General features: G+C 70.1%; 12 protein-coding genes. 5 read left to right on the top strand and 7 right to left on the bottom strand.

Annotation, left to right across the window (positions count from 1 at the left end; all coding sequences use genetic code 11):
* Positions 1-183: 183 nt before the first annotated feature.
* Entirely contained in the window at positions 184-3,642 is a 3,459-nt protein-coding gene (locus H4N58_RS17485; RefSeq protein WP_167251501.1) for a bifunctional glycosyltransferase/CDP-glycerol:glycerophosphate glycerophosphotransferase, read from the top strand.
* 32 nt (positions 3,643-3,674) lie between these two features.
* A complete protein-coding gene (locus H4N58_RS17480) occupies positions 3,675-4,442 on the top strand; it encodes a class I SAM-dependent methyltransferase (RefSeq protein WP_167251503.1) in 768 nt (255 codons plus the stop codon).
* A 14-nt stretch (positions 4,443-4,456) separates the two neighbouring features.
* On the opposite strand, the gene H4N58_RS17475 is transcribed toward H4N58_RS17480, so the two are convergent.
* Positions 4,457-5,893 carry a hypothetical protein gene (locus tag H4N58_RS17475; RefSeq protein ID WP_167251505.1) on the bottom strand — a complete coding sequence of 479 codons (1,437 nt, stop codon included), beginning with the start codon at positions 5,891-5,893 and terminating at the stop codon, positions 4,457-4,459.
* Positions 5,894-5,941: 48 nt separating this feature from the next.
* Positions 5,942-7,699, bottom strand: coding sequence for a DUF563 domain-containing protein (locus H4N58_RS17470; RefSeq protein WP_167251507.1), 1,758 nt, complete (start codon positions 7,697-7,699; stop codon positions 5,942-5,944).
* Positions 7,700-7,966: 267 nt separating this feature from the next.
* Here H4N58_RS17470 and H4N58_RS17465 point away from each other — a divergent pair, with 267 nt between their 5' ends.
* On the top strand, positions 7,967-10,504 hold the full coding sequence (locus H4N58_RS17465; protein ID WP_167006130.1) for an ATP-dependent Clp protease ATP-binding subunit: 2,538 nt from the start codon (positions 7,967-7,969) through the stop codon (positions 10,502-10,504).
* A 133-nt stretch (positions 10,505-10,637) separates the two neighbouring features.
* Positions 10,638-11,666 (top strand): sulfotransferase family protein, encoded by a 1,029-nt coding sequence (locus H4N58_RS17460; RefSeq protein ID WP_167006127.1) that lies wholly within the window; start codon positions 10,638-10,640, stop codon positions 11,664-11,666.
* 2 nt (positions 11,667-11,668) lie between these two features.
* On the opposite strand, the gene H4N58_RS17455 is transcribed toward H4N58_RS17460, so the two are convergent.
* A complete protein-coding gene (locus tag H4N58_RS17455) occupies positions 11,669-12,553 on the bottom strand; it encodes an A/G-specific adenine glycosylase (protein ID WP_167006124.1) in 885 nt (294 codons plus the stop codon).
* Between the two features lie 46 nt (positions 12,554-12,599).
* Between H4N58_RS17455 and H4N58_RS17450 the strand changes: the two genes are divergently transcribed.
* Positions 12,600-13,367 (top strand): hypothetical protein, encoded by a 768-nt coding sequence (locus tag H4N58_RS17450; protein ID WP_167006120.1) that lies wholly within the window; start codon positions 12,600-12,602, stop codon positions 13,365-13,367.
* A gap of 33 nt (positions 13,368-13,400) precedes the next feature.
* Here the strand turns inward: H4N58_RS17450 and disA are convergent, their stop codons facing one another.
* From disA to H4N58_RS17430, 4 genes are all read right to left on the bottom strand, one after another.
* A complete protein-coding gene (gene disA / locus H4N58_RS17445; protein ID WP_167006117.1) occupies positions 13,401-14,489 on the bottom strand; it encodes a DNA integrity scanning diadenylate cyclase DisA in 1,089 nt (362 codons plus the stop codon).
* A 20-nt stretch (positions 14,490-14,509) separates the two neighbouring features.
* Positions 14,510-15,910 carry a DNA repair protein RadA gene (radA, locus tag H4N58_RS17440; protein WP_167006114.1) on the bottom strand — a complete coding sequence of 467 codons (1,401 nt, stop codon included), beginning with the start codon at positions 15,908-15,910 and terminating at the stop codon, positions 14,510-14,512.
* A 58-nt stretch (positions 15,911-15,968) separates the two neighbouring features.
* Positions 15,969-16,415 carry a hypothetical protein gene (locus H4N58_RS17435; protein WP_167006111.1) on the bottom strand — a complete coding sequence of 149 codons (447 nt, stop codon included), beginning with the start codon at positions 16,413-16,415 and terminating at the stop codon, positions 15,969-15,971.
* Between the two features lie 88 nt (positions 16,416-16,503).
* On the bottom strand, positions 16,504-17,142 hold the full coding sequence (locus H4N58_RS17430; protein ID WP_167006108.1) for a VOC family protein: 639 nt from the start codon (positions 17,140-17,142) through the stop codon (positions 16,504-16,506).
* Between the last annotated feature and the right edge of the window lie 40 nt (positions 17,143-17,182).

Here is a 17,182-nt window from a genome sequence, read left to right as displayed (position 1 = left end):
GCATGTGACACCCGAGCGGGTGGGCTCCCCGTCACGTCGGCTCGCTCGCGGCTGGAGCCTGGCGCATATCGCGATGATAAGTGCGCTGACCGGGCCTCGCCACGGGATCGATCCCCACGCCGACTCCCGGTAGAATCGCCAGTCCGCCCCACCAGCCCGACTTCGGGAGGGACGATCGTGCGTGTGAGCACGCTCATCCGGAAGCGAGCGCTCTACCGACTCCTTCGGTCGCGGCTCCGCCGACGATCGGGACGCCGAGCGGAGCCGCTGCTGAGCGTGGTCCTGCCTGTCTACAACATCGAGCGTTATCTCGAGCCGTGCATCGAGAGCATCCTCGGGCAGTCGTTCACCCGCCTGGAGCTGCTCGTGGTCGACGACGGTTCCACCGACAGGTCGCCGCAGATCGCGCGGCGATTCGCCGAGCGCGACCGTCGTGTCCGGATCGTCCGCAAGGACAACTCCGGTCTCGGCGCAGCCCGCAACACCGGCCTCGCCCACGCCCGCGCGAGGTATGTGGCCTTCGCCGACTCCGACGACGTGGTCCTCCCGCACGCCTACCGCGACATGGTCAGGATGCTCGAGAAGACCGGCTCGGACTTCGTCGTCGGCGGCTTCCGCAGGGGGGACGAGGAGCGCTTCCACGTTCCGGACTGGGTCCAGCGGGTGCACGCCAGCACTCGTACCGGTCTCACGATCGAGGACCACCCGGAGATGCTCCTCGACATCACCGCTTGGAACAAGGTCTTCCGCCGGTCGTTCTGGGACGCCACGGGCTTGGAGTTCCCCGAGGGTGTCCGGTACGAGGACCAGGTCCCGATGACGGAGGCCTTCCTCCGCGCCCGGACCTTCGACGTCCTCAAGTCGCCGGTCTATCTCTGGCGCACGCGCGGTGACGGCAGCTCGATCACGCAGCAGAAGGCGACGCGCGCCGACATCCGCGACCGGCTCGCCTCACAGACCCGTTCGTACGACCTTGTCCGAGAGCACGGGTCGGAGGTCGTACGCCGCGCGTGGCTCGTCAAGCTCTTCGGATACGACTTCCCCGGATACTTCCAGGCGGCACTGATCGCCTCCGACGACTACTGGGAGCTGCTGCGCGAGCAGATGACACGGATCCGTGCCGAGATGAGTGACGACGCACTCGCCGCGGTGACTGTCTACCCCCGAATGATGTCGGCGCTGCTCGCCGACGGCATGCGCGAGGCGGCCGAGGACGTCTTCGTTTTCAATCAGCGGCATCCGTCGGGCTGGCCGACCGAGGAACGAGACGGTGTCCGCCACGTGGTGGCGCCGCTGGAGGCGGCGGGCGACGTCGCACCCGTGCTGACCATGGTGACACCCGCCGACCGGCACCCGCGTTCGCGGCTCGTCGACGCGGTGTGGGAGGGCAGCACTCTGGTGCTGCGCGGCTTCGCCTTCTTGATGTACGTCGACGACGTCGATCGCGCACTCGCCGTGCGGCTGGTCGACGACGTCAGCGGGGAGGTGGTGGAGGCAGACGTGACGCCGGTGGAGTTCCCGGCCTCGGAGCTGCGGCCCGGCCGTGAGTTTGAGGACCACAGTCGTAGTGGATTCATGGCGCGAATCGAGGTCGTGGACCTCGTCCAGCGCAGTCGTGGCCCGACGGTGCTGTGGCGCATCGAGGTCGTCCAGACCTACGGGGGCGTGACCCGGGCGGCCGGCTTCACCGGCCTCGACAACGCTGGTTCCGTCGGAGTGCGTCCGACACGGGTCGTCGACGGTCACGCCGTCCGTCTGCATGGCACGGTCTCACGGGGGATCGCCGTTCGTGTCGCCGCGCACTGGGCCATCGCCACCGAGGTGAGGTCGAGCGGCCCGGGCGCCATGCGATTGCTCATCGACAGTCCTGTAGACGATCCCGTCGTAGGCCTCCATGCAGAAACCGGTGAGGCGCGGATCATCCTCGAGCGCTCCGGCGGGATTGTCGTGGCCGCACAGCTCGCGGCGGGCGCAGGCGAAGCACGACCGCTTCGCGCCCTGCACCGGTCGGGGGCGAGCTCCCCCGTCGTGCTCGGCAGCGGGGTCGAGCTGGACGGTGACCCGACAGTCGGCACGCCGCTCTCGTTGGCCGGTGGGCGGGCCGTCCATGTCGGGCGACCCGCGGGGGCCGTCCTCGTGGACGCCGTACGGGCCGAAGAGGATGCTCTCGTCGTCGAAGGAACGGCCTGGGGGGTCAGTGCGTCGACGCTCCAGGTCATGGGTCCTCGCGCCCAGACCGCGAGCGCGTCGCAGCTGGGTCAGGGCAAGTTCAGCGTGCGGGTTCCGCTCGTCGACGACCCCTGGGGTACGGGAGACGCGCCTCTCCCCTCCAACCGGTACGTTCTCGCGGTGCGTGAGGACCAGGAAACGCCGGTGACCCTGACGGCGGCGCTGCGGCACGCGCTCCCGGCCCCGATGGAGGCCGCCGGCTACCGGTGGCAGCTCAGCGGTCGCCAGAACGGGGTCGATCTGCGACCGATCGCGTTGGCCGACGACGAGCGCGGGGCGTTTCAGCAGGGACGCCGCCAAAAGGCCTACACGACGAGGCGCTCGGCAGAACGGCTCGACGTGGTGCTGTTCGAGTGCTTCGCCGGCCGTACGGTGGGTGACTCGCCGCTGGCGATCTGTCGGGCGCTGCGTGAGCGCCGTCCGGATCTCGAGCGGGTGTGGAGCGTCGAGGACCGTTCTGCCGCCGTCCCCGCGGGCACCCGTGCGGTCGTGCGCTGGTCGCGCGAGTGGTACGAACTGCTCGCCCGTGCGAAGTACCTCGTCAACAACAACAACTTCCCGGCGTTCTTCGCCAAGGCGCAGGGTCAGGTCCACCTCCAGACGTGGCACGGTACCCCACTGAAGCGGATCGGCCATGACATCCATGACGCGGGGCTGATGAGCCGTTCATACATGCGGATGATGGATGCGGAAGCCCGTTCATGGGACTTCCTCATCTCGCCGAGCCCGTACTGCTCGCAGATCTTTCCCGATGCCTTCGGCTACGGGGGGCCGTTGCTGGAAGTCGGCTACCCCCGAAACGACGTGCTGCTCGCACCCGGCCGGGACGACTCTCGTGAGCGGGTGCGCAAGGGGCTGGGACTCTCGCCCGATCAGCGAGTGATCCTGTACGCGCCGACCTGGCGGGAGAACGTCCGCGACGGGGGGCGCCCGGCGAAGGCTCTCTATTTGGACGTGGAGGCGGTGGTCCGGCAGGTCCCGGGCGCGGTCGTGCTGGTGCGCGGCCATGCCAACACCGCGGCCTCGGCGAGCGCCGCGCGTGCCGGCGTCGTCGACGTCACGCTGTACCCGGACGTCGCCGACCTGTTCTTGGCAGCCGACGTGCTGGTCACCGACTACTCCTCGGTGATGTTCGACTTCGCGGTGCTCGACCGCCCCATCCACCTGCTCGCCCCTGACCTGGACGAATATCGTGACCGCGTCCGCGGCTTCTACGTCGACCTGGAGGACGTCGCGCCCGGCCCGGTGCACCGCGAGACAAACTCCCTGATCGCCGCACTCGTCGACGGGGACGACGCTCGGTGGGCGCCGCGGCGCTCGGCGTTCCGGGACAGGTTCGCCCCGCTCGACGACGGATCTGCTGCCTCACGTGTCGTCGATGCGGTCTTCGACAGCGCCGGGGAGGGCCGTTGACCTGGGTGCTCGGGGTCCCTAGGCTCCCGCGCATGCACTACGTCCCCTTCTTGACCGCCATCCACGAACGGTTGGCGCCCGAGACCTATCTCGAGATCGGCGTCGCCATCGGCCGGAGCCTCCAGCTCTCCCGGTGCAGGTCGGTGGGGGTGGATCCGCTCTTCCACATCCAGTACCCGCTCGACGGCGACTTCGCGCTTGTACGCTCGACGAGCGATGAGTTCTTCTCCCGCCCGGACCCCCTGGCGCTCACGTCCGGACGCCCGTTCGACCTCGCGTTCATCGACGGCCTGCACATCCTGGAGTTCGCGCTCCGCGATTTCATCAATGCCGAGCGCCACAGCAGCCCGCACGGGCTGATCGTCTTCGACGACGTCCTTCCACGCACGATCGACGAGGCCGCCCGCGACCGGCACACTGGTCCATGGACGGGCGACGTCTATCCCGTGCTCGAGATTCTCGCGCGTTACCGCCCGGACCTCGTCGTGGTCCCGGTCGACACCCAGCCGACCGGCCTGCTGCTGGTCTTCGGGCTCGACCCCCAGAGCACGGTGCTCAGTGACAGCTTCGAAGAGATCCTTGCCGAGTTCCGCAGCCCCGACCCTCAGCCCGTGCCCGAGGACGTGCTGGATCGCCTCACTGTGGTCCCCGCCCAGCGGGTGCTCGAAGCCGAGATCCCCGAGCTGCTCGCGGATCTGAGGGGGGCCACCTCCGCCGAGATCCGAATGCGGCTCGTCGAGGTGATGGAGTCCCGTCTCGGGCGCGCCTTCGTCCCCGGCTCCACCCCTCGCGCCGCCTGACGATCGGGAGACTGTCAGCGGCGGGTCAGCCGCTGGTAGGCCGCCCGCAGAGGACGGACGTCCGCCAGCGCCCGGACCACCGGCTCAGGGGCACGACGACGCGCGCGCTGGAGGAAGCTCGTCGTCGCAGGAGCGGACTCGTCCTTGCTCGTGGCGGGAGCACGCGGCGTTCGCTTTTTCGGCTTCGGCTTGGCGGGCGCGGTTGGGGCGAGCGACATGCGGCCCATCCCGTCAATGACGAGGTCGTAGCCCAGCGGCGTGGCGGTCGGCCCGAACGTGGTCGAGAGCGTGTAGCGGCCGGGCATGCCACTGACCAACGCCGTGAGGACGGTCCGTCCGTCGGACTCCACGATCTCTGCCGGCACGGCGATCGGGTCGATGACCAGCTCACCCCGTGCCGATGGTGCGACGGCATGGATCCCGATCAGCGGGAGGGACATGAGGGTGCCGACGGAGCCCTCGTCGAAAGCGGCGGCGGCCGCGTCGGGACGGACCACCGGTCCGCGTGCCTCGCCGACGATCACGGCGAGGCCTCTCGGGTGGTCGACGAGCGCGACGACGACGTCGCCGAGCACGGCCGAGGTCGGCTCGGTCGAGCGGACCGGGAGTGAAATGAGCCGACGGGGACCGTCGAACTCGACACGCAGGTGCCATGGGCCTGACTCCGATGACAGCGGGCTGTCCGCCGACGAGGGGGCGAACCCGCTGGTGAGGGAGATACGGACGGTGGCGCCGTCCTCCTCGAGGGTTGCCGCCGACTCGAGTCGGACCTGCCGGCCGGTGCGTGCGTGCCGAGCGACGAGGCGGACCTGAGAGAACGGGGGACCCGCCGCCTCGAGCGCCACCGCGTCCTCGACCACAAGCGTGAGCGTTTCGTCGGCCCAGCCGACGGAGGTGGCCTTGATCGTCGGTTCGTTGCGCCACGGGCGGGTGGCTCGCAGAGCGGGATCGGCGAGTGCGCGGACGCGCGGCAAGGCCACGGCAGCCTTCGCCACGATGTCGGGGTCGAAGGGCGACAGTCCCGCGCTGCGGAGGAAGTCTGCCCGGAAGGCAACCGCGGGCGCGTCCCTCAGGAGGTCGGCGTCGCCGGCGTCCGGCCCGCCTCCCGGCTCGTCGACCCGGGACAGAGCCACCGCGTCAGCGTCGGCCGCCGCCGAGCCGACACGCGCGAGGGCGTCGGGGAGGAGCACGTCGGTGTCACGGAGGGGGAGGACGACGTCGCACGTGAGATCGAGCGCCGCTGCCTGCTCCTCGGACAGCACCTGCACGTGGGGGCGACGGTCGCCGAGCCGACGCAGCCGCTCCCGGGTGCGGTCGTCGAGGCCGCTCTCGAGGAAGAGCACCTCGAAAGAGGAGACGGGGAGGGACTGGCGGTCCAAGGACGCCACGAGGTCCCCCATGGCCGGGCTGGCGGACGTCGAGCGAACCACGATGCACAGACGAGTGTCCACTGATACTCCTCAGGTCGGGTTGCGCGCCACCCTACTCGTCGCAGACCCTCACGACGAGCCTTCCGCGACGGCGGCCAGCACCGTCTCCAGACCCGCCCGGTTGCGTGCGAAGTCGAACTCCCAACCCGAGTAGTACGCCTCCTCCGACCACCCGCTCTCGGGGTGGCTGATGTCCGGCGCGCTCCAGAAGTAGTGCACGTCGCCGCCGAGCAGGGCGGTATAGAGGTGCTCGTTGCGTGCGGTGTACGCCTCGTGGTTCAGCAGGATCAGCGTCCGCAGCTTCGTCGAGAACAAGATATTGAAGACAGCCGATCCGCCGAAGCCCGCGACGACCTCGACATCGGCGAAAATGGCTGCCTGCTCACCCAGGTCGAACAGCTCCGGGTACAGCACGTCGAAGCCGTGGTCGGCGAAGAACGCCTCGACCTCACGGGTGTTGCGGCACGAGCGGTTTCCGGTGTCGTCGCGGCGCGAGACGAAGATCTTGCGCGACAGCGGCGTGGAGAGCGGGCGGCGGAGATTCTCCCGCAAGGCGCTCCAGGTGCTCGCGAGGTCGGGGTGGACGTAGTGGGGGAACTGGTTGTGCCACATCGGGGTCGCAGCGACCACGTCCTCGAGCCAGACCGGCTCGTCGACCCAGACGACGTCGTCGCGCGGGATGCCCAGGGCCTCGAAGACACGCAGCTCGAGCTCAGGACGCCGCTCGTTGGGGTAGCGGATTCGGAAGAGGGCCTTGAGGTCAGGGATCGCTTCCTTCGCCGCCGGCCATCCCCAGGCACGGCTGATCACCTCGGTCATCAGGTGCCCGTAGTGACCGGAGTTCTCCGAGTCCAGGTGGTAGTAGGTTCCGGCGAGCTCCTTGGTCGGTCGCACGTTCGCGGGGACGCGGGCGAAGTCGCCGTTTGCGTCGACGAGGCGCGGGTTGCTCAGGTTCGCACGGTGGTGCCGGAAGGAGTCGGGCAGTGCCGAGAACCGGTGGTAGAGGAGGGCGTTTGACGCCATCGCGATCCTGCCCGTGTACCGGTTCAGGTGGAGTGCCGGATACTCCATGACCTCCGGAAGCCCGGTGATCTCCACTGCCGCCTCGTGCGACTCGATGTTCGCCCGGACGTCGAGGGTCCCCGAGGGCATCGACCGAAGGATCTCCAGGCCGAGGGCGGGCTCGCGCGAGGGGAGGATACGCCCGGCGTCGGCTTCGCGGACCTTGAGGACGTGCTTGTTGCGCTTGACGGCCGCCACGTGGTCGGCGCCGACCGTGACCGTCGACGTGGCGAGCGCGAGCTCACGATCGGCTGCCGAGCGCCCGGACTGCGCCTTGGCCGGTGCGCCGACCCACGGCGCGACGGCGAGGAACGACCCGGGGACAGCGCGGTCGCTGACCGCGCTGCGTCGCAGGAGGTAGAGCCCGTTCGGCCGCAGGTGGAAGAAGAGCTTGCGCCAGGTGGCGTCGTGGTCCGAAGCGTTCGCGTGCGCGAGGTCGATCATCACGTCGACCGGTCCGACGAACCGCAGCTGCCAGTTCACCTCGAGAAGGTTCGCTGCGGCGCGGTGCTGCACGTCGCGGTCGTCGAGCTCCCACTCCGGCGCGACCTCCGGCGAGATCACGATGACGGTGTCGGCGGGGCGATGGGTGATGTACGGGAGGATCTCGGTGCCCGTACGCGCGTCGGCCAGGACGACGACCACTCGGCGTGCGCGCTCGGGGAGCAGCGCCGCGTAGCGTGCGGGCAGACCGGTCTGCTGTGTCTCGTTGAGACCCAGGGTGTCGCGCTCCTCGTGATCCGCGCGACGACGTGTCCTGCGCATGACACCTCACTTCTCGTCCGGGTCCGGCCACCGGATGGATGTGAGTCTAGAACTGCCGGCACCACTCCCGTCCCGTTCGCTGTCGGCGAACATTGCCCTCCGTGGTGTTCGCCCTGCGTGAACACAGGAAGCCTGAAGGCCCGCGATCCCTTGTAATCAGGGAAATCCCAGGTGCTCGCGCGTGCCGCCGACGTTGGCAGCCACGACTAGCATGGAACGGACTGAGGGGCCCGACCTGGAGAAGGGTCTCGGATCAAGGGGAGTTGCATGTTCGAGAGGTTCACCGACCGCGCCCGTCGTGTTGTCGTGCTCGCCCAAGAAGAGGCGCGCATGCTCAGCCACAACTACATCGGCACCGAGCACATCCTTCTTGGTCTCATCCACGAGGGTGAGGGTGTCGCGGCCAAGGCGCTGGAGAACCTCGGCATCTCGCTCGAGGCGGTCCGCGAGCAGGTCGAGGAGATCATCGGCCAGGGCCAGCAGGCGCCGAGCGGCCACATCCCGTTCACGCCGCGTGCCAAGAAGGTCCTCGAGCTCAGCCTCCGCGAGGCGCTCCAGCTCGGCCACAGCTACATCGGCACAGAGCACATCCTGCTCGGCCTGATCCGCGAGGGCGAGGGCGTCGCCGCCCAGGTCCTCGTCAAGCTCGGCGCCGACCTCAACCGTGTGCGCCAGCAGGTCATCCAGCTGCTGTCGGGCTACCAGGGCAAGGAGACCGCGTCCGCCGGGGCTCCTGCCGGCGAGTCCGCGCCGAGCAGCTCACTTGTCCTCGACCAGTTTGGTCGCAACCTCACGCAGGCTGCCCGCGAGGGCAAGCTCGACCCGGTCATCGGGCGTGAGAAGGAGATCGAGCGCGTGATGCAGGTGCTCTCGCGCCGCACCAAGAACAACCCGGTGCTCATCGGTGAGCCCGGCGTCGGCAAGACGACGGTCGTCGAGGGCCTCGCGCAGGACATCGTCCGCGGCGACGTCCCCGAGACGCTCCGCGACAAGCAGATCTACACTCTCGACCTCGGCGCGCTGGTCGCCGGCTCGCGCTATCGCGGTGACTTCGAGGAGCGCCTCAAGAAGGTCCTCAAGGAGATTCGCACCCGCGGCGACATCGTGCTGTTCATCGACGAGATCCACACGCTCGTCGGTGCCGGCGCGGCCGAGGGTGCGATCGACGCCGCCAGCATCCTCAAGCCGATGCTGGCCCGTGGTGAGCTGCAGACCATTGGCGCGACCACGCTCGACGAGTACCGCAAGCACTTCGAGAAGGACGCTGCGCTGGAGCGCCGCTTCCAGCCGATCCAGGTCGCCGAGCCGTCGATCGCGCACACGATCGAGATGCTCAAGGGCCTGCGTGACCGCTACGAGGCGCACCACCGCGTGACGATCACCGACGAGGCTCTGGTCTCGGCCGCGACGCTCGCCGACCGCTACATCTCCGACCGGTTCCTCCCCGACAAGGCCATCGACCTCGTCGACGAGGCCGGCTCGCGGCTGCGCATCCGCCGGATGACCGCACCGCCGGACCTGCGCGACTTCGACGACAAGATCGCCGACGTGCGCCGCCGCAAGGAGAACGCGATCGACGTCCAGGACTTCGAGTCCGCAGCGTCCCTGCGCAACGAGGAGCGCGAGCTCCTGGCCGCCAAGACCGACCGCGAGAAGCAGTGGCGCGCCGGTGACATGGACGAGGTGGCCGAGGTCGATGAGGAGCTCATTGCCGAGGTCCTCGCGCTCGCGACCGGCATCCCGATCGTCAAGCTCTCCGAGGAGGAGTCGACCCGGCTGCTCAACATGGAGTCCGAGCTGCACAAGCGGGTCATCGGTCAGGAAGAGGCCATCAAGGCCCTGTCGCGGGCGATCCGCCGTACGCGTGCCGGCCTCAAGGATCCGCGTCGCCCCGGCGGCTCGTTCATCTTCGCCGGGCCCTCGGGTGTCGGCAAGACCTGGCTGTCCAAGGCGCTCGCCAACTTCCTGTTCGGCGACGACGACGCGCTCATCCAGCTCGACATGAGCGAGTTCTCCGAGAAGCACACCGTCTCGCGGCTGTTCGGCTCGCCTCCCGGCTACGTCGGCTACGAAGAGGGTGGCCAGCTCACCGAGAAGGTGCGCCGCAAGCCGTTCTCGGTCGTGCTGTTCGACGAGGTCGAGAAGGCCCACCCGGACATCTTCAACTCGCTCCTGCAGATCCTGGAGGAGGGTCGACTGACCGACTCGCAGGGTCGGGTCATCGACTTCAAGAACACCGTCATCATCATGACGACCAACCTGGGCACGCGAGACATCGCGAAGGGCGTCAACCTCGGCTTCAGCCAGGCCAGCGACGTCCAGGGCTCGTACGACAAGATGAAGGCCAAGGTGTCGGAGGAGCTCAAGCAGCACTTCCGTCCCGAGTTCCTCAACCGTGTCGACGAGATCGTGGTGTTCCCGCCGCTGACGCAGGACGAGATCGTCGACATGGTCGACATGATGCTCGACTCGGTCGAGAAGCGGCTCAAGGACAAGGACATGGCGCTCGAGCTCACGCCGGCCGCCAAGCACCTCCTCGCCTCGCGCGGCTTCGACCCGGTGCTCGGTGCCCGTCCGCTTCGCCGGACGGTCCAGCGCGAGATCGAGGACACCCTCGCCGAGAAGCTGCTCTTCGGGGAGGTCCGTCCCGGCCAGATCGTGCTGGTCGACGTCGAGGGCGAAGGCCCCGCCGCGACCTTCACCTTCAAGGGTGAGGCCAAGGCCGAGCTGCCTGACACGCCTCTCGAGGCAACGGCGGGCAGTGGCAACGGCGGCACCAACGGTGGCACCGCAGCCGCCGGCTGACCGACGTCACGACGACCGAAGGGGACCCCGTACGGGGTCCCCTTCGACGTCTCCGGGGTGCGCTGAGACGCGTGGTAGCGTGAGCCACCGCCCCTGCAGACGACTGGCGCCGCGCGCGCCGAGGTGGATTCTCGTGCCTGATCCCGCGACCCCGACCGGCTCACGACTCGTGATCATCCTGGGGCCCGGTCGGAGCGGGACGAGCTCGATGGCGGGCACGCTCGCGCGGTTGGGTCTTCACGTCCCGAAGCCCGAGGTCCCGCCCAACAAGAGCAACCCTCGCGGCTTCTACGAGCCACAGTGGGTCATCGACTTCCACAAAGAGGTCCTCGACGCCGCCAGTGTCCGCACGCTCGACCTCGCCCCCGACGCTCCGGCTCGCGTCGACGCGGTGGTTCGCAGCGGCGACTACGCCCAGCGCCTGCGCACGTGGCTCGCCGATGCCCTGACCCAGTCGCAGCAGATCATCGTGAAGGACCCGCGGACCGTCCTCCTCTCGCGTCTGTGGCTCGAGACGGCCGAGGATCTCGGGATCACGCCGGGCTTCGTGACGATGATGCGGCACCCGGCGGAGGTCTCCGCGAGCCGCACCATGCACTACACGAAGTCGACCGACGACGACCGCCGCCGTGCCTTGGCCGTCCGCCAGATCGGGGGCTGGGTCAACATCGCCCTCGAGTCGGAGCGGGTGACCCGAGGGGCCCACAGGGTGGTCGTCCGCTACACCGACCTGCTCGAGGACTGGCGAGGCCAGGCCGAGCGCGTACGCCGCGGCCTCGACCTCACGTACGAGCCGGACCTGACGACCGAGCCGCACCCGGTCGACGAGTTCCTCGACGCAGGACTTCGGCGCAACGTCGTCGACTGGTCGGGGCTCGAGATCCCCGCCGCGCTGGTGGAGCTCGGCGAGGGAGTGTGGCAGGCGTACGCAGCGCTCAGTGCCGCCCCCGGTGACCAGGAGGCCCTCACACCCGACCTCGACGACACCTTCGACGCGCTCGGCGCGGCGTACGCCGCCCAGCACGAGGAGGCTGTCGCCTTCGCCGCGGACCACTATCGCCGCGAGCGGGAGGCCGCGGTCGCCCGCGCACGGCGTCGGTCGGGCCGCGAGAGCGGACTGCGCTCGGTCGCGCGGCGCATCCGTCCTCCGCGGGCGAGCTGAGCTCAGCCGGGCAGACCGTAGACGTCGTCGTCGACCAGGGCCACGAGTCCGTCGTCCAGCAGGCCGTCGAGCGCGCGTTCGCGTTGGGTGGGGTCGTCCCAGACGGCACGCAGGACCTCACCACCCACGGGCACGTCGGACTCGCGCAGCACGGCGAGCAGACGCCCGCGGCACTGACGGTCCGTGCCTGCATAGGTCTGCACCCGCCGCGCCGGACCCTCGTACGCCGGCCGCCCGGCATCGAACCAGCGGCACCGCGCGCGGATCGGGCAGTCCCCGCACCGCGGCGAACGTGCCGTGCAGACGAGCGCGCCGAGCTCCATCAGTCCGATCGACCAGGTCGCCGCCGTCGAGCGGTCGTCCGGCAGCGCATCCGCCGCGCGTACACGCTCGGCGGCGGTGAGGGCGGGGGAGGGGAGCGCCGACCCGTCGAGGACCCGTGCGAGCACCCGCCGAACGTTCGTGTCGAGCACCGCGTGCCGGTGCCCGTACGCGAACACGGCGACTGCGGCGGCGGTGTACTCACCGACGCCGGGCAGGGCGCGGAGCGTGTCGAGATCCTCGGGGACGACCCCGTCGTGCCGGTCGCGGACGGCGGTGGCGGCAGCATGCAGGCGCAGCGCCCGGCGGGGATAGCCGAGGCGTCCCCAGGCCCGGACCGCCTCGCCGCTCGGCTCGGCGGCCAGCGCCGACGGTGTCGGCCATCGGTCCACCCACTGCTCGTAGACGGGGGCGACCCGCTCCACGGGCGTCTGCTGGAGCATGACCTCGGAGACGAGCACGTGCCAGGCGGTCGTGGACCTGCGGCGCCACGGCAGCTCGCGGGCGTGCGTGGCGTACCAGGCGACGACGGCGGTGTGGAGTGAGGAGGAGCTCGGGGCGACCATGGCGAGTCGATCCTGCCACGGCCGTGGTGACGGTTAGCGTGTGGGCGTGAGCTCGGTGATGCGGCCTTCGGGCAAGCTGCCCCCCGGTGTCTACTGGCGTCGACGGATCGTCGTGGCCGTCGTCGTGCTGCTGGTCGTCTGGTTGGTCTCGCGGGTCGTCGGCGGAGGTGACGACGCAGACGCGAAGGCCCCGAAGTCGCCCGCCAGCCCCTCGGCGACGCCGAGCGGGCCCGCGCCGACCACGCCGCCTCCCACGCCGCGCAGCCGCAAGGCAAAGGACGTCGAGGTCGGGGTCCGGCTCGGTACGGTCACCGGGTCCTGCGCCCCTGCCTCGGTCCAGGTCGTCCCGTCGGTCGCCGCCGGGACGCTGGCGGGTCGGGCGATCCCCGTGACCTTGCGGGTCGTCACGTCGGCGAAGGAGCCGTGCACGGTCCGGATCGACCCGACGACCTTCGTCCTTGAGGTGCGTGACTCCGACGGACAGGTCTGGGACACCCAGACCTGTGACCGGATCCGGGGTCTGACGGTCGATGTCCACCCCACCTGGGCGACGGTGGTGGACGTTCCGTGGAGCGGGCGGGCCGACGGTGACGGGTGCGACAAGGAGGGCGCATTCGTGAAGCCCGGAGCGTACGAGGCGAAGGCCGCGCTTCTCGGCGGTGAGCCGGCGATCGGCGAGTTCACGCTCGCCGCGCCTCCGACGCCCACGCCCACACCCACACCCACACCCACGCCGCCACCGACGACGAAGCCGACAGCGCCGGCGGCCACGGGCAAGCCCAGCACGAGCCCGTCGACGGCTCAGACCCCGTGACGCAGTCCCCGTGAGCGCCCGCGGGGCTGTCGGTCAGACGTAGCGCTCGAGGATGCTCGCCTCGGCGAGGCGTGACAGACCCTCGCGGACACTGCGGGCGCGGAGCTCGCCGACACCCTCGACGGCCTGAAGGTCCTCGATGCTCGCAGCGAGGAGCTTCTGGAGCGTGCCGAAGTGCTCGACCAGACGCTCGATGACGCTGTTGGGGAGCCGGGGGACCTTGGCGAGCAGCCGGTAGCCCCGAGGAGACACCGCCGACTCCAGGTGCTCGCCGGTGCCGAGGCCGAGTGCGCGGGCGATCGCGGCCAGGTCGACGAGGTCGGTGGAGACGATCTCGGAGAGGTCGGCGAGGACCTCGGCCGGGGGCTTGCCCCGACGGCCAGCAGGGGCGTAGTCGCGGACGATCAGCTCGCGCTCGCTCTCCACACCGGTCACGAGCTCGTCGAGCTGGAGCGAGAGGAGGCGTCCGTCCGTCCCGAGCTCGAGCACGTAGTCCTCGATCTCGACGGCGATCCGGGTCACCATCTCGAGCCGTTGTGCGACCGCTGCGACGTCACGCACGGTCACCAGGTCTTCGATCTCGAGCGCCGAGAGTGCGCCGGAGACCTCGTCGAGGCGCAGCTTGTAGCGCTCGAGCGTGGCGAGCGCCTGGTTGGCGCGGCCGAGGATCGCGCCGGCCTCCTCGAGCACGCGGCGGTTGCCTTCGACGTACAGCGCGATGATGTGCATCGACGCCGACACCGAGATGACGGGGACGTTGGTCTGCCTCGCCACCCGGTCGGCCGTGCGGTGCCGGGTGCCGGTCTCGTGCGTGGGGATCGACGGGTCGGGCATGAGGTGGACCCCCGCCTGGAGGATCCGGGTCGCGCCCTTGTCGAGGATGATCGCGCCGTCCATCTTGGCGAGCTCCCGCAGAGCGGTCGGCGTGAACGGCACGTCGAGCACGAAGCCGCCCGTCGACAGGGCGTCGATGTCCTTGTCCTGGCCGAAGACGATCAGTGCGCCGGTGCGTCCTCGAAGGATGCGCTCGAGGCCTTCGCGCAGTGCCGTTCCTGGGGCCACCGAGGCGAGCGTCGCCCGCAGGATCGGCGGCGTGCCGCCCGCTCGATCGTTGATCGACACAGTTCCCCCGCGAGATTGGTTCAATGACTGCGATCAGTGTAGTGGCTGGTCCCCGCACCGACGCCGAGCTCGCGGAGCGCGCCTGCGAGGTCGTCGACCGCGACGACGGACAACCCAGGGACCTTGCGTGCGTCGGGCGTCGCGTCGGCGCCGTCGCGCGGCACGATCGCGCGCCGGAACCCGAGGCGGGCGGCCTCGCGCAGGCGATGCCCCAGGTGGGTCACCCGCCGGACCTCGCCGGCCAGCCCGACCTCGCCGAGCGCGACGAGATCGCTGGGGACGATCGTGTCGGTGGCCGCCGAGGCGACGGCGATGGCGGTCGCGAGGTCAGCGGAGGGTTCGCTGAGCCGTGCCCCGCCCACCGTCGCCGCATAGACGTCGCTGCGCCCGAGGACGAGGCCGCAGCGACGCGACAGCACCGCGAGGATCATCGCCATCCGCGAGCTGTCGAGCCCGCTCGTCGCGCGGCGAGGCTGGGGGAGCTCGGTGGCGGACACGAGCGACTGGACCTCGGCGAGCAGGGGGCGCCTGCCCTCCATCGTCACCGTGATGCAGGTGCCGGAAACCGGCTGGTGGTGGCGCGAGACGAACAGGCCCGTCGGGTCGGGGACCTCGACGATGCCTTCCTCGGACAGGTCGAAGCAGCCGATCTCGTCGACCGGGCCGAAGCGGTTCTTGACGGCACGGAGCAGCCGGAGCCGGGTGTTGCGGTCGCCCTCGAACTGGAGGACCACGTCGACGAGGTGCTCGAGCACGCGGGGACCGGCGATCGAGCCGTCCTTGGTGACGTGGCCGACGAGGACGGTCGGGATGTTGCGGGACTTGGCGACCTGGATGAGTGTCGAGGCGACCTCGCGGACCTGGGTGACACCGCCAGGCACACCGTCGATGCTGCTCGAGCCGATGGTCTGGACGGAGTCGAGAACCAGCAGCGAGGGCTTCACCTCGTCGATGTGGGCGAGGACGGCGCCGAGATCGGTCTCGCTGGCGAGGTAGAGGCTGTCGTGGACGGCCCGCGTACGGTCGGCGCGCAGGCGGATCTGAGCGGTCGACTCCTCGCCGGAGATATAGAGAGTGGTCGCAAGCCCACGGGCCCAGCGCGCGGCCACCTCGAGGAGGAGCGTCGACTTGCCGACGCCGGGCTCACCCGCGAGCAGCACCACCGCCCCCGGGACGAAGCCGCCCCCGAGGACGCGGTCGAGCTCGGCGATGCCGCTGGGACGCGAGCGCGACGACTCGACGTCGATCTGCCCGATCGGGCGCGCGGCTCGGGTGACGGACGTCGGCGTGGTGCGCGCGGTGGCAGGGCCTCCGGTCTCGTCGACCGTGCCCCACGTCTGGCACTCGCCACATCGGCCGACCCACTTCGTGCTCGTCCACCCGCACTCGCTGCACCGGAACGTCGTCGCGCTTCTCGCCATGACGGACACGCTAGGCGAGAGGGGTGACAGGTCGGCAGCGGCTCGCCCGACCTGTGGATCAGAGCCGGCCGCGCCAGGACCGCGCGCTGACGTCTTCGCGGCGCGTCTCGAGGTGGGCGCGGACGGCGGCGTAGATCGGCAGCCACGTCGACGGGACGAGCAACAGCACCGCGCCGATCAGCGGTGGCACGGCGTCGGCGGCCGCGTGGGTGCCGCCCTCGCTGACGAGCAGCCCGGCGGTGAGCACCGCGATCAGCCCGGGGAGATAGCCCCACAGCGCGGGACGCAGCTTGCCCGTCTGGCGCATCAGCGCCAGTGATCCGGCGAAGCAGCACAGCGCCACGACCGCGGCCATGACCGCCGCCGCGTCGTAGCCCGCCGCTCCGGCGCTCTGCGTGACCAGCAGGTTGATCCCCACGACCCCCAGCAATACCGTGGCGGCCATCGACACCACGACGGTTGCGACTGCGCCCAGGTGGCCGGTGATTCCGAGGACACTGCTCATGCTCTCCAGGGTGTGGCGAGCCTGAGCCTCAGACCATCCGTTGTAGTACTCAGTTCAACCAGTTCGGATCTCAATCAGTTCGACCACCTCAGATCCGGACGGTGCCTTCCGGAGTGACGAAGGTGGCCGCGACGATTCCCGGCGTGCCGTTCGGGGCGACCCATCGCACCTCGACGTCGGTCAGCGCGTCGAGGACCGACTCCCCGAGGTACTGCGTCACGCGCGCGGGGTCGCCGGCGATCTCGAGCGAGCCGAGCGACAGTGCCGCGGGGCCCGAGCGTGACGGGTGCTGCTCGTCGGGGACCTCCCACTGGACGACGAACGGCAGCTGAGGGTCCGCCTGCGTTCCTCGTACGCCGATCTGCTTCCACTCGAGGTTGAAGCCGTCGGGGCGCCTGCGGTTGCCGGGCACCGCGTGCCGGCCCATCCGGTGCTCGACCGGCGTCATGTCGTCGACGCGGACGACCCATCCGAGCCAGCCGCCACCGAGCTCGGTCCGTGCGCGCACGGCCTGTCCGAACGGAGCCTTGTCCGACGCGGGGTGGTCGAGTGCGGCCACGACCTCGACGTACTGGTCGCCCACCAACGGCAGGATCATGTTGCGGGTGCCGAAGCGGGGGTGGTTGCCGCCGTCCAGGAAATCCGCGCCGAGAAGCGTGCCGAGCCGGTCGGTGGTCGCGGCGAGGCCGTCTGGCCCGGCGGCGAACGAGAGATGGTCCAGTCGCATGTGCGTCATTGTGACCCGCGACACATACCGCCTCGAGGGT

It is taken from the genome of Mumia sp. ZJ1417 (assembly GCF_014127285.1).
Lineage (GTDB): Bacteria > Actinomycetota > Actinomycetes > Propionibacteriales > Nocardioidaceae > Mumia.
This window is presented reverse-complemented; position numbering and strand designations above follow the sequence as displayed.